The sequence below is a fragment of the Metasolibacillus meyeri genome (assembly GCF_003049505.1).
Taxonomy (GTDB): Bacteria; Bacillota; Bacilli; order Bacillales_A; family Planococcaceae; genus Metasolibacillus; species Metasolibacillus meyeri.
On record NZ_PYWN01000042.1, the window covers coordinates 1 to 13,701 of the forward strand.

At 39.5% G+C, this 13,701-nt stretch carries 15 protein-coding genes; 2 read left to right on the forward strand and 13 right to left on the reverse strand.

The genetic code is table 11. The features are described 5' to 3' along the window. Positions 1 to 526 (forward strand): Rgg family transcriptional regulator (locus tag C9J34_RS07280; RefSeq protein WP_476638796.1); only part of this gene is annotated, 526 nt, incomplete at its 5' end. Between the two features lie 227 nt (positions 527 to 753). On the opposite strand, the gene C9J34_RS07285 is transcribed toward C9J34_RS07280, so the two are convergent. Both C9J34_RS07285 and C9J34_RS07290 read right to left on the reverse strand, forming a co-directional pair. Next, entirely contained in the window at positions 754 to 2,397 is a 1,644-nt protein-coding gene (locus C9J34_RS07285) for a DAK2 domain-containing protein (RefSeq protein ID WP_107839199.1), read from the reverse strand. Between the two features lie 19 nt (positions 2,398 to 2,416). Continuing rightward, positions 2,417 to 2,779: an Asp23/Gls24 family envelope stress response protein gene (locus C9J34_RS07290; protein ID WP_107839200.1), complete on the reverse strand. Its 363-nt coding sequence runs from the start codon at positions 2,777 to 2,779 to the stop codon at positions 2,417 to 2,419. Between the two features lie 247 nt (positions 2,780 to 3,026). Here C9J34_RS07290 and rpmB point away from each other — a divergent pair, with 247 nt between their 5' ends. Next, on the forward strand, positions 3,027 to 3,215 hold the full coding sequence (rpmB, locus tag C9J34_RS07295; RefSeq protein WP_004227417.1) for a 50S ribosomal protein L28: 189 nt from the start codon (positions 3,027 to 3,029) through the stop codon (positions 3,213 to 3,215). Between the two features lie 26 nt (positions 3,216 to 3,241). On the opposite strand, the gene C9J34_RS07300 is transcribed toward rpmB, so the two are convergent. From C9J34_RS07300 to def, 11 genes are all read right to left on the reverse strand, one after another. Continuing rightward, entirely contained in the window at positions 3,242 to 4,453 is a 1,212-nt protein-coding gene (locus C9J34_RS07300; protein WP_107839201.1) for an MDR family MFS transporter, read from the reverse strand. Between the two features lie 279 nt (positions 4,454 to 4,732). Then, the gene (gene spoVM, locus C9J34_RS22835; RefSeq protein WP_107839202.1) at positions 4,733 to 4,822 is read right to left on the reverse strand and encodes a stage V sporulation protein SpoVM; all 90 of its coding nucleotides are present in this window, start codon (positions 4,820 to 4,822) and stop codon (positions 4,733 to 4,735) included. Positions 4,823 to 4,834: 12 nt separating this feature from the next. After that, on the reverse strand, positions 4,835 to 5,482 hold the full coding sequence (locus C9J34_RS07310; RefSeq protein WP_107839203.1) for a thiamine diphosphokinase: 648 nt from the start codon (positions 5,480 to 5,482) through the stop codon (positions 4,835 to 4,837). Then, positions 5,479 to 6,147: a ribulose-phosphate 3-epimerase gene (gene rpe, locus C9J34_RS07315; protein WP_107839204.1), complete on the reverse strand. Its 669-nt coding sequence runs from the start codon at positions 6,145 to 6,147 to the stop codon at positions 5,479 to 5,481. The genes C9J34_RS07310 and rpe overlap by 4 nt, the downstream gene beginning before the upstream one ends. A gap of 3 nt (positions 6,148 to 6,150) precedes the next feature. After that, positions 6,151 to 7,032 carry a ribosome small subunit-dependent GTPase A gene (gene rsgA / locus C9J34_RS07320; protein WP_107839205.1) on the reverse strand — a complete coding sequence of 294 codons (882 nt, stop codon included), beginning with the start codon at positions 7,030 to 7,032 and terminating at the stop codon, positions 6,151 to 6,153. Between the two features lie 12 nt (positions 7,033 to 7,044). Then, positions 7,045 to 8,997 carry a Stk1 family PASTA domain-containing Ser/Thr kinase gene (gene pknB / locus C9J34_RS07325; RefSeq protein WP_107839206.1) on the reverse strand — a complete coding sequence of 651 codons (1,953 nt, stop codon included), beginning with the start codon at positions 8,995 to 8,997 and terminating at the stop codon, positions 7,045 to 7,047. A 3-nt stretch (positions 8,998 to 9,000) separates the two neighbouring features. Further along, on the reverse strand, positions 9,001 to 9,750 hold the full coding sequence (locus C9J34_RS07330) for a Stp1/IreP family PP2C-type Ser/Thr phosphatase (RefSeq protein ID WP_107839306.1): 750 nt from the start codon (positions 9,748 to 9,750) through the stop codon (positions 9,001 to 9,003). A gap of 9 nt (positions 9,751 to 9,759) precedes the next feature. After that, positions 9,760 to 10,899: a dual-specificity RNA methyltransferase RlmN gene (gene rlmN / locus C9J34_RS07335; RefSeq protein ID WP_107839207.1), complete on the reverse strand. Its 1,140-nt coding sequence runs from the start codon at positions 10,897 to 10,899 to the stop codon at positions 9,760 to 9,762. Between the two features lie 5 nt (positions 10,900 to 10,904). After that, positions 10,905 to 12,263, reverse strand: a complete 1,359-nt coding sequence (rsmB, locus tag C9J34_RS07340) for a 16S rRNA (cytosine(967)-C(5))-methyltransferase RsmB (protein WP_107839208.1) — start codon at positions 12,261 to 12,263, stop codon at positions 10,905 to 10,907. Continuing rightward, positions 12,260 to 13,201, reverse strand: a complete 942-nt coding sequence (fmt, locus tag C9J34_RS07345) for a methionyl-tRNA formyltransferase (RefSeq protein ID WP_107839209.1) — start codon at positions 13,199 to 13,201, stop codon at positions 12,260 to 12,262. Before fmt ends, rsmB begins: the two co-directional genes overlap by 4 nt. Before the next feature lies 1 nt (position 13,202). Continuing rightward, complete coding sequence (gene def, locus C9J34_RS07350; RefSeq protein ID WP_107839210.1) at positions 13,203 to 13,697, reverse strand: peptide deformylase; 495 nt, start codon at positions 13,695 to 13,697, stop codon at positions 13,203 to 13,205. Positions 13,698 to 13,701 lie beyond the last annotated feature (4 nt).

The following is a 13,701-nucleotide window of genomic DNA, read 5'->3' on the forward strand; positions in this document are numbered from 1 at the left end:
CTTACTAGGGAATATATTGATTATATTAGAAAGTTTAATTATATTATCTAAAACTCATGATTTTAAAAAAGCAGCCCGAAAAGTGGCACCAATATGGACCCAACTACAAAAACGTAACACATTATATTTCATAGACTTGTTTATTTTAAGTTCTATTTTATTTTTCTTCCCATTAGAAACAGCACTTGATATTAAAAAATTTGCTGAACGAAACATTGATAAATATAAAACTTTTCAGAACATTCATCGTTTAAAAATAAATCTATCAATCAATTCAATGTTACTTTTAATGAAAAATAACCAATTTAATATCGCACTTGAAGAGGCAGAAAAAGCGATTGTGCTTTGTCAAGAAGAACAAATGCATATACATTTATCTGTATTTTATATTAGAAAGGGTATCTGTTTATCTAAATTGAGTAAAGATGGTGATGTATGGATTGCAAAAGGCCAAGATATATTGAACGTACTTGAACAAAAATCTCTAGCACAGCTTATGAGTAATGAAGTACTACGCTACAAATAATCATGGTAAAAGGAACAAAAAAGATTTACTGTAACTTGGAGTTGTCATACACTCCACTCCTTTATATCTGTTTTAAAGACTATAAATATGGCTGATTTCTTCGATAAAGATAAGCGAATATGTAATAAATCTCTTTGAATGAATTGTTTTTAATTTTCTTAATAAAAAACTCCCGTACACCAATATTTTTGGGAAGGGAGTTTTCTTACATAATTTTCAATTCTATTCTATTCCACCGCTAAAATAAACGGATATAATGCTTGTTTTCCTTCAACAATTTCTACTTCTGCATCAGGGGCGTTTTCTTCAATAAATGTCGCTAATTGTACAGCATCGTTAGCTGTTGCATCTTCACCGTAAATCACTGTGACAATTTCTGTATCTTCATCAACAAGCGATGTGACAACTGTTTGTGCTGCTTCCATCATCGTTGGTGTGGACAAAATAATTTTACCTTCTGCTAACGCCATAAAATCATCTTTGCGGATTTCTACACCGTCAATTGATGTGTCACGTACAGCAAATGTTACTTGTCCTGTTTTTACATGAGCAAAGCTATCTGTCATACTTGCTTTGTTTTCCTCAACAGAGGCTTCTGGGTTGAATGCTAAAATTGCCGCCATCCCTTGAGGAATTGTTTTTGTTGGCACAACAACTGCTTCAATATCTAATAACTCGACCGCTTGTTCAGCAGCCATAATAATATTTTTGTTGTTTGGTAAAATTACGACGCGCTCTGCACCGATTTCTTTTACTGCTTTGACGATATCCTCTGTGGAAGGATTCATCGTTTGCCCCCCTTCAATAACGTAAGAAGCGCCGATTGAACGCAGTAAGTTCGCCACTCCTTCACCCATGGCAATCGTCACAACCGCATAAGGATGCTTTTCTACTTTTGGTGCTGTTGCTACAGGAGCCTCGTTCACAATGGCAGAATGCTGCTCACGCATATTATCTACCTTTATTTTAATTAAGCTACCGTATTTTTGACCTGCTGCTAAAACGGAGCCTGGCGTTTCAGAGTGAATATGCACTTTTGCAATTTCATCATCTGAAATAACAAGTAATGAATCGCCCATTGGATTTAGCTCTTGACGGAATTGCTCTTCGTCAAACGGCTCTTTATCTGCCTCGAAACGCACCATAATTTCTGTACAATAGCCAAATTCAATGTCTTCTGTATTCATAAAATCTTGTACGCGATGATGCTCTGCATTAATTAAATCATCTAATGAAGATTCATTTTTTTGCGGTAGTGGCTCACCTTTTAATGAAGCAAGAAAGCCTTCATAAACGAATAATAAACCTTGTCCCCCACTGTCAACAACGCCAACTTCCTTTAAGACAGGTAGTAGCTCTGGCGTACGAGCAAGAGAGGCTTTTGCTTCTGCTACAAGTGCTTCCATCACAACGATGATATTATCTTCATCTTGTGCTACTTCCACCGCTTTTGCTGCTGCTTCACGCGCCACAGTTAAAATCGTTCCTTCAACAGGCTTCATCACTGCCTTGTATGCTGTGTCGACACCTGCTTGGAAAGCATCAGCAAAGCCAATCGCATCGACTGCCGCTTCCTTTTCAATCGACTTTCCAAATCCTCGGAATAATTGCGATAAAATAACACCTGAATTTCCACGTGCGCCCATTAGTAGACCTTTCGCTAATCCTTGTGTTGTTTTTCCAATATGCTCCTGTGCTTGTACTTCCGTTTCCTTCGCACCTGATGTCATCGATAAATTCATATTCGTCCCTGTATCACCATCTGGCACTGGGAATACATTTAACGAATCTACATAAGCCGCATTTTGATATAAATGGTGCGCTCCCATTTGTACCATTTCTGCAAATTTTATTCCGCCTAAAGACTTCATTGGATTTATTTCCTCCTCATTACACATTCATTACGCGAACGCCTTGCACGAAAATATTAACGGACTTCACGCTCATACCTAATGTTTTATTTACTGTATATTTTACTGTTGATTGAACTTGGTAAGCAATTTCAGAAATCTTTGTACCATAGCTTACGATAATGTACATATCAATATGTAAATCTTCGCCCTCTTGACGAACTAGCACACCTTTTGTAAAGTTCTCTTTACGTAAAATATCTGTTAATCCATCTCGAATTTGATGTTTGCTTGCCATTCCAACGATGCCGTAGCATTCAACTGCTGCCCCACCTGCAATTTGTGCAATCACATCGTTCGAAATATCGATTTGTCCGAATTCATTGTGGATTTCTATTGACATAAATACGCCCCCTAAGTACTTTTAAACTACTCTTTATTGTACTACATAAACAATAATTATAAAAGAAAACGCCACATTTCGTCTAGTGCAGCTTATTTACGCTCTTTTTCATGTGTAAAGGTTTTTTTCTTGAAAGGTTATCGAAAAACTGTTGCACTCGCATGGAGACTGTGTTAAATTAATATGGTATGTGAAATATCGAACTGAAATATATTGCTTTCAGATCAACTGTAGGGAGGGAATTTACATGCCAAAACAATGTGTTATCACTGGCCGTAAAGCTCGTACAGGCAACAACCGTTCACACGCAATGAACGCTAACAAACGTACTTGGGGTGCTAACCTTCAAAAGGTTCGTATCTTAGTTGACGGTAAGCCAAAGCGCGTATGGGTTTCTGCTCGTGCATTAAAATCAGGTAAAATTGAGCGCGTATAATCGCGATAAAAAACATCGACCATCTTCTATATGGTCGATGTTTTTTGTTTATAAAGCATCATATATAGTAGCATGCTGATGAATGCACATAATAAAATACCACCGAAAATGAATATTGGCGATAACCACGCTGATAAAGTCACTGTCATTGGTGCTAAAAAATGCCCAATCGTAAACTGCATATTAGAGGCTACCATATACTGTCCTCTTGCATTGACTGGTGCATATTCACTAACAAAATTATAAAGCACAGGAGCTCGAATAATTTCTCCGAATGTGAACACTACCGTCCAAATAAGAAGCATCCAAAAGCTTGTTGTAAACCCTACTAAAAATATTCCAATACCCGCTAATAAACAACTGAAAATAAACACATTTCGATCTGTCCACTTCTTTAGCCAAATTGCGGTAGGCAACACAAATAGTACAAACATACAATCATTTATCCCTAGCATCCAACCTAAAATTTCTTGACTTGATAGTGTTAGTCGTGACCATATTGTTTGTGTTGGAACATATTCAAAAACATAGATAGCCAAATATAAATCTAACTGCATAATCGCAATAACGGAAAAAATTCCTGCCACTAAATAACAAGCAAATAAACGATCTTTTAAGATTGCTACACAGCTTTTGCATTCAGCGACTACAGAAATCGGCATTTTTTCATTGCTGATAGGCGCACTTTCCTTTACTTTTATCAAAATGAATAGGAAATAAATGATAAGAATCAACGCACACCCCCAAAGCAAGAGCTCGCGATAATTGAAAAATAGCCAAGCGCCAAGTATTGGGCCAATCACTGCCCCTATGTTACTACCTGTCAAAAATGCCGCAAACACCTCTTTTTTATAGATTGCTGGCACTAAATCAGCCACCATCGCATCACTGGCAGGTTTATATATACTTGTGCCAATCGTAATGCCTAAAAAAGCCATATAATCTAACCAGATAAAGGGCGAACTAGCAAATAGAACGAACATCGTACATCGCATCGCAGTTCCCCAAAGCATCATGGTTCTCCGTCCTAGTCGATCCGTTAAACTTCCACCTACCATGCCCGCTACTAAACTAATGACAGGTGGTAGCATCATCAATAAGCCTGTCCATCCCTTACCTAGCGATTGACTAAAGTAAATCGCAATAAACGGGAAGTACATCCAGTAAAACAGGTGAAAAAGTGTTTCTCCGCCTAATCGAATTTTTAAACTTGTATCCCAAACATATTTCTCTTGCATGCTTGAGTAACTCCACATTGTTTATTTCGGCCGATATATGTATCTTAGCTATCCAACCTATAAAAATATAGACTAATAAAAAAAATTATTTTATACTAATAATATGGAAATAAAGGGATAAAAAGCTCTATTTGATGAGCACTACAAAAAGAACATACGTTCCCAATAAAAAATAAGAGACTAGAGGAAAAGTGCTAATTTTTCTCTAGTCTTTTTTAAGATAAAATATAAAATAGCAGTCGGAAAAGTCCTGCATAGGCAAGCTTTTCCGACTGCTATTTAACTCTTCTTCTCTCTCTTAAATAACTTTATACACGCACGTGTCATTGAGCTAATAAACTTTGGTAATTGAAATGTGTACACCTTCACACTCGCTCCCCCTTAATCGGCACTTCTTATCATTAAACATATGCCAGATGTAAAGGTAATATGCGCTTGTTCGATAATCTCATTACTTGTAAAGCGCGATGACCATAAGCCAATTTCTTCATTCGTCGTTTCATATTTTACGCCACGCAGTGTTACATTTTGTACAGCCTCACCATAGGCAAAGAAAGATAAATATGGGTAATCTAAATTGTCGTGAATTGTGTGTGTGCCTGGCACCAAAAAGCACAGCTGATTATAACGATTACGAATCTCAAAAACGATATCGCTATATTTTTGCTGTAAGCCACATACGGTTCTTAACACAGCCTCATAATGGTCTAAGCGTCCACCAGTAACACCTGTTAGTATAATTTTCTCTGGTGCATACGAGATTGCCTTTATCAGTGCTAAATCAGTATCTGTTTCGTCTTTTTCAGCGGCATATATTTCAATTGGTATATCAGCTTCTATTAACTCTTGCTGCTCATTCTGTGTGACAGAATCTAAATCGCCAACGATGACTGCAGGGCGTATTCCTCGCTCTAACAAACGATAAGCTCCTCGATCTGCACCGATAAAAATAACATCTTCTCTATTAATAAAAGGCTCAAATGAACAAAGCTCCTCGCTTGGTCCACCTGAGCAAATAACAGCAATCATCGCACGTATGCCGCTTCACCAGCCGCTTTAATTTGTTGCAATGCAGCTGTGCGGTCTTGTTGATTATAAATAGCAGAGCCTGCGACAAAAATATTGGCACCTGCTTCAGCACATGGCACGATTGTTTCCGCTGTGATACCGCCATCAATTTCGATATCAATAGCCAAACCACGTTCTTTAATCATTTTTGATAATGCAGCAATTTTAGGCACAACTGACGCAATAAATTTTTGTCCGCCAAAGCCTGGGTTTACCGTCATAAACAATACCATATCAATATCTTCTAACACATGTTGAATCGTTTCAATCGGCGTATGTGGATTTAACACGACCCCCGGCTTCACACCGTATGAACGAATTAATTGAACTGTGCGGTGTAGATGGCGACAAGCCTCTACATGCACCGTAATATAATCTGCGCCAGCTTTCGCAAATTGCTCGATATATTGGTCAGGGTTTTCAATCATTAAATGAACATCGAGTGGTAACGATGTTAAAGGACGAATCGCATCTAATACAATTGATCCAAATGAAATATTCGGGACAAAATGCCCGTCCATCACATCGATATGAATAAGCTCTGCGCCAGCAGCTTCAACTTCTTTTACTTCTTCTCCTAATTTCGCGAAATTCGCAGCTAAAATAGATGGTGCAATTTTAATCATCTTCTAATACCTCGGCTTTCGTTCCATAATTTCTTGTAAAAACTGTTCATAATGCTCATAACGGTATGGGCGAACTTCCCCTCTTGCCAAGGCTTCCTTAACCGCGCATTTTGGCTCCTTCGTATGTAAGCAGCCGCGGAATTTACAATTTTCGCTCAATCGTAAAAACTCTGGGAAACATGCTGTTAACTCCTCTTTTTCAATCGTATCAAAATCAAAGGAGCTAAAGCCTGGTGTATCGGCAAGCAAACCATTCCCAACCTCGATTAGCTCAACATGACGTGTCGTATGTTTGCCTCGCCCTAAGCTTTGTGAAATTTCACCCGTTTTCAATTGCAATTCAGGCAACAATGTATTTAATAACGTTGATTTACCAACACCAGACTGCCCTGCCAAAACGCTAATTTTTTCTTCTAACAATGGATATAATCTTTCCATCAGCGTGTTATCATCTTGAAAAGTTGTTAATACCGTATAGCCAATCGCCTCATAATCAGCAATTTTCTCTTGTAATTGTTGTTTTTCATCCTCTGCTAGTAAATCCATTTTTGTTAAGCAAATAATAGGTTGAACGGAAAATGATTCTAACACGACTAAAAAGCGATCTAACAGCACCGTATTGAAATCAGGCTCCTTAACAGAAAACACTAAAATCGCTTGATCGACATTGGCAATCGGTGGGCGGACCAGCTCATTTTTACGCGGATGAATTTTCATCACATAGCCATCTGATTCGCCCTCTTTTGTATAATCAACAATATCTCCAACGAGCGGTGATTCACCGCGGTTGCGAAAAACGCCTCGCCCGCGGCATTGAATCAACTCCCCGTTCTGATACACATAATAATAACCACTTAACGCTTTACGAATTCGGCCTTGCGCCATCAAATGCCCCCTTTAGTTTGAATACGGAATCGTTCCATCCGCAATTTTGAAGGAATCACGGTCAATACGGTATGCTGCTTCGCTACCTTCCTCAATTTCAAAATTCATACTATACTTCGTTGTTGCTGTAATTGTTAACGTATCATATAATTCATGCATTTTATTGTTTTTATCTTGAATATAAATATGGATAGTCTGTTCTCGATATTCCTCTTCGCCCTCTTCATTGAATATTGGCTCATATGGAATTTCAATTTCTATAGTTCTAAAATTCGTCTTTTTAGCTGGTGGGCCTGATGAAATAACGACTTCAATCGTTTTCCCTTCTTCAACTTCTTCTCCTGCGCTTGGCTTATGTGAGATGACACTACCTTTAGGGATGGTTTCAGATGTTCTTTCATCCACAATTTTCCATTTAAGTTTATGACGCTGCGTATATTCCTCAAGCGCTGAATTAGAATAATTAGATAGATTCGTCAATTTAACAGTCTTTTTCCCTTCACTGATAACAAGGGTAACGACTGTGTCCTTCACAATAATATCCTCTCCAGCTGCTGGATCTTGGCGAATGATTATGCCTTTTTCTGCATCGCTATTTTCGTATTCTAACTTGTGATCTTTAAAATCGCCAAGTAATGACGACACTTGTGAAAGCTGTTGATCCACATAATTTGCCATTCTGGAAGTTGCTGCACCCTTGCTCACAATAAGCTTGATTTCGGTGCCTTTTACTTTTAGCAAACCTGTTCTTGGGCTTGTTTCAATAACATTCCCTTCATCAACTTCCTCATCGTCTCGCTCCTCAATTTCACCAATATTAAAGCCTAATGATTTCAATTCCTCTGTTGCTTCCTCTAGCGTCATCCCAATAATCTCCTTTGGGATTTCAACTTTTTTCGGCTTCATAAAATAAACAGCAGCTACTGCAATAATCACGAGTAACGCAATGCTTGCTATTATTATTGGCCACTTCTTCTTTTTTGGCGGTGCTGGTGGCTCTGGTTGTGGTGGTGTGTGTTTCTTCGCTTCCATCTTTTTCGTTTCCGCTATATCATGCACAGGCATTTTATCATCTTTAATAATCGGTAAAATTTTCGTTGCATCGTCATCGATTGGTAAAGTAAATTTCGTTTCATGAATGCGATCTGCTGACAAGCATGTTTCTAAGTCATGCTCCATCTCCTCTGCACTCCTATAGCGATGATTCGAATCTTTTGCCGTTGCCTTTAAAACGATATTTTCAACGCTTTGAGGAATCGAGCCATCGAATGCACGTACCGATGGTGTTTCTGCCTGTAAATGCTTTAAGGCAATGGATACTGCCGATTCTCCTGAAAATGGCAATTCTCCTGTTAATAGCTCATAAAACACAATACCTAGTGCATAAATATCAGATTTCTCTGTTGCAATACCACCCCGTGCTTGCTCTGGTGACAAATAATGTACCGTACCAATAACCGAATTCGTCTGTGTATAGCTTGTTGCACTTAACGTTGTCGCAATACCAAAATCAGTTACTTTTACATTGCCATCTAAATCCATCAAAATATTTTGCGGCTTAATATCGCGATGAATAATGCCATTTTCATGTGCATGAGCAATTGCTGACGTGAGTTGCTTCATAATATGAACGCTTCTTGCTGGCGATAAAGGCGAAAATTCTTGTATGTACTGCTTTAATGTTTTGCCTTTAATATACTCCATGACGATATAATGCATATCGCCGTCTTCGCCAACATCATAAATGCTAACAATATTGGAGTGTGTAAGGCTCGTTGCTGAAAGTGCTTCACGTTGAAATCGGCGATGCAATTCTTCTTCATTTGTAAAATCATAACGTAAAATTTTAATGGCTACATCGCGGTTTAAAATCATGTCATGTGCTAAATAAACATTAGACATCCCACCGCCGCCGATTAGTTCCATTATCTTATAACGGTCGCTAATTCTTTTGCCGATAATCATTCCTTACACCTCCTTACCCTTTAGCGTCAATAAAATAAGCGAAATATTATCATCGCCACCTAGCTCATTCGCAAGCTGTACAAGCTTTTGCCCCTTTTCCTGTAACGCAAGGGGCAACGTAATTAAGGCAGCCATTTCATATAGGCTTAGCTTATCACTTAAACCATCCGAGCAAATAAGTAAATAGGAGTCTTCTTGCATCTCCATGCTGTAAAAATCAGCTTGAATCGTTAATTCTGTACCTAAAGCTCTTAAAATAAAGTTTTTTTGCGGATGATGCTGCGCCTCTTCCTCACTAATTTCACCATTATCAACTAATACATTGACATAGGAGTGGTCACGTGTAATAAGCTCGCCATCCTCTGTCGTGAAATGGTAAACGCGACTATCGCCGATATGGGCAATTGTGCAATTTGCACCATCAATCATAACGGCGATTAACGTCGTTCCCATGCCTTTACAGCCTTCATGTGACAATGAATAATGATAAATGTCTTCGTTTATTTGCGATATAACGCCTTTTAACCATTGCTGTCGCCCATCTTCTGTTGATAATATGGCAGCCTCAGCCTGTAAAAACGCACGCTGTAACGCTGTAATCGCCATTTCACTTGCTACATCTCCCGCATTATGTCCGCCCATCCCATCAGCTAATATCGCTAGCTTATACTTGTCTGGACGCTCACAAAAAGCTACTCGATCTTCATTTTCTGAACGCTTTAAGCCAACATCACTTTCAACTGTAAAGTTCACATTTTCCACCTACTTTGTTTCTTGTGCTCGCTCCTTTGCACGCAGCTGTCCACATGCTGCATCAATATCCGAGCCATGTTCACGACGAATTGTCACGTTAATGCCATGCTTCTTTAACGTTTTTTCAAATTCAAAAATTTGATTGCGTGGTGTTCTTACATAATTTCGCTCTGGTACATAGTTCACAGGGATTAAGTTGACATGACATTTAATACCTTTAATTAATTTTGATAGTTCCTCTGCATGCTCAACCGAATCATTTTCTCCACCAAATAAACCGTACTCAAAGCTAACGCGACGTCCCGTTTTCTTCGTATAATAACGAATTGATTCCATTAATTGTTCCAGCTTATAGGCACGTGCGATTGGCATAAGCTTTTGACGTAACTCTTGGTTCGGCGCATGTAACGATAAAGCGAAATTAATTTGTAGCTGTTCATCCGCAAAATCATAAATTTTCGGCACAATTCCCGATGTCGATACGGTAATATGACGGGCACCGATGTTTAAGCCTTTTTCATCATTAATCACTTTTAAGAAATTCATCATGGCATCATAATTATCAAATGGCTCTCCAATTCCCATAATGACGATATGGCTCACACGCTCATCTACCTCATCAAGCGCTTGCTGTACTTTGACAACTTGCTCTACGATTTCACCAGCTAGTAAGTGACGCTTTAAGCCACCTAAAGTCGAGGCACAAAACGTACAGCCAATACGGCAGCCTACTTGTGTCGTTACACAAACTGAATTTCCATATTCATGGCGCATTAATACGGTTTCAATCGAATAGCCATCTTGCAATTGGAATAAAAACTTGATTGTGCCGTCCTTTGATTCTTGCTGAATAATTGTCGATAAAGTCGTTAAGGCAAAGTTTGCGCTTAACTTTTCACGTAATGCCTTTGATAAGTTCGACATTTCTTCAAATGTTTTGACGCGTTTATAATACAGCCAATCAAAAATCTGTCCTGCGCGAAATGCCTTTTCCCCATTTTCTACTAACCAGTTTTGCAATTCATCAGGGCGCAAGGAATAGATGGATTCCTTTAATTGTGGCTTTTCTTTTTTCTCACGGCGGGCGGGTTTCTCTTCTGCTTCCTCGACTAAGTCTAAAATACGTTCATCGAATTTATTTTGTTCCATAAAGTTTAGTTTTTCTCCTTTTTTACGAAGGCAGCAACGAAAAATCCATCGCTGTCCATATGTTGTGGGAATACTTGAAGCATTCCGTTGTGCTGCTCATCTGCAAGCTGTTGTGGTAAATTTTCCATTGTGATCGCCTCCATATTTGGATGCGCTGCTAAAAAGGCTTGTACTGTGCCTTCATTTTCTTCTTTGTTAATCGTACATGTGCTATAAACTAAACGTCCGTTCGGCTTTAATAGCTCGGCTGCATTCGCTAAAATTGCCAGTTGAATCGCTTGCAAATTAGTGAAGTCCTCTGTTTTTTTCGTATATTTAATATCTGGCTTGCGGCGCATGACACCAAGCCCTGAGCATGGTGCATCGATTAAAATTGCGTCGAAGCTTTCCTTTTGCAAAGTATCTGCTGCCTTTCGCCCATCTAATGGCGCAGTTTGTACAATATCGATGCCTAAACGTGCAGTATTCTCATCAATTAGCTCAAGCTTATGCGGATGCAAATCTAATGCGAGCAATAAGCCTTCATTGTGCATTTTTTCCGCTAAATGCGTCGTTTTCCCACCTGGTGCGGCACACATATCAAGTACACGCATCCCTGGCTGTGGATTTAACACATTTGCTGGCAGCATCGAGCTTTCATCTTGAATTGTAATAAGCCCTTTTTTGAAAGCATCTGTACGCGCTGCTTGCCCACCTGTAATCGTTAAACATTCAGGTAAAAAGGCGCTTTGTACCGCTGTAATTCCTTGTTGCTCTAGCGCTGTAATTGCTTCAGCAGGCGTTGTCTTTAAGGTGTTGACACGCACTGTTTGCTTTGCTGGTAAATTATTCTGCGCAAGCATCGTCGCTGTTTTTTCCATACCGTATGCCGCAATATAACGCTCAACTAACCACTGAGGGTGACTTGTTACAATAGCTAAACGTTCATTTTCATCTTGGATTTCGTCTGTGGAACGCACACCTTGACGTAAAATCGAGCGCAAAATACCGTTGACCATTGAGGCAATCCCTTGATGTCCGCGTCTTTTCGCAATTTCTACCGCTTCGTTCACCGCTGCATGTGGTGGAATACGCGTTAAATAATGCATTTGGAATAAAGATAAACGAAGTAGCCATTGTACCCATGTTTCCACCTTGCCACGCACAAATGGTGCTAAATAATAATCGAGCGTTAATTTCTGCTGCAATGTACCGTACGTAATTTCCGTTAATAATGCGCGATCTTTTGCTTCTATTTTGTACTTTTCAATTGTTTGATGTAATAATAAGTTGCTATATGCTTGATTTTTATCAACTGCTAATAAAATGCTTAAAGCAGCATCTCGCACATTACCATTCCATACTTGTTGCTTTTTCTTTGTCATTCAAAGCGATCTCCAATCTGCAATTTTGCTCCTGTGCCGCGCAAATACTCCTCTGCACTTAGGCGCTTTTTCCCCGCAGGCTGTAAATCATAAACGGCAATCGATTCACCCTCACCTGTCGCAATTTCAAAATAATCCTTCGCAATATGCACAACCTCACCAGGTACTGCCGTATGCTTCGCGCTACCAATTTGTGCCCACCAAATTTTCACATTGCTCTCTTCCAATGTTGTATAAGCAACAGGCCATGGATGCAAGCCACGCACTTGATTGTAAATCGTACGCGCGTTTTGCTGCCAATCAATGCGCTCCTGCTCACGACTAATATTATGCGCATACGTCACCATTGTTTCGTCTTGTACGGTACGATTATTTGTGCCGTCCTCAATCGCAGGCAATGTTTGCTTCAATAAATCACGTCCAACGATGCTTAGCTTATCGAATAAGCTACCTGTATGATCGGTTTCCTCAATCGGAATCGCCTGCTGGCTAATCATATCGCCTGCATCTAGTTTTTCCGCCATATACATAATCGTTACACCCGCTTCCTTTTGCCCGTCAAGTATCGCTTGGTGAATTGGTGCGCCACCGCGGTATGCAGGTAATAGTGAAGCATGGACATTAATACAACCTAAGCGCGGTGCCTCAAGCAACACTTTCGGTAAAATTTGACCGAATGCTGCCGTCACCACTAAATCTGGTTGCAACGCTAAAATTTGCTCTAATTCTGCTGAACCACGCAGCTTTTCAGGCTGAATAACAGGCATGCCTAAGCGTAGTGCCTCCTCCTTGACAGGCGGTGGCGTTAATACTTTTTTACGCCCTACAGGACGATCAGGCTGTGTCACAACGGCTAATATCTTGTAGCCTTCCTCATGCAGCATACGTAAAATCGGTACGGAGAAGGTGGGTGTTCCCATAAAAACGATGGATGTCATATTATTCCTCCTCGCCCTCTTCTGCATACATTTCTTCCAACTCTTCTTCTGTTAATATGCGCGTAATTTTTGAATCAAATAACACACCATCTAAATGGTCAATTTCATGTAAAATGGCACGCGCCTCAAAATCCTCTGCCTCTAGCTCATAAATGCGCCCTTCACGGTCAGCCGCTTCGATTTTCACATAAGTCGGACGCTTCACCATGCCATATAATTCAGGGAAGCTTAAACAGCCTTCCACATCTTCCTCTTCCCCTTTCGTTTCTAAAACAATTGGGTTAATCATTTCTAAAATATCTTCCCCTAATTCAACAATCGCTACACGTAAGCCCACATCGATTTGCGGTGCCGCTATACCGACACCATCATATTCCACCATCGTGTCATATAAATCATCCAATAACTCAATGATTTCTTCATTGATAACTTCTACTTCCTTCGTCGGTGTCGTTAAAATTGTTGCAGGGTTTTTTACTACTTCTTTAATAGCCATTTTT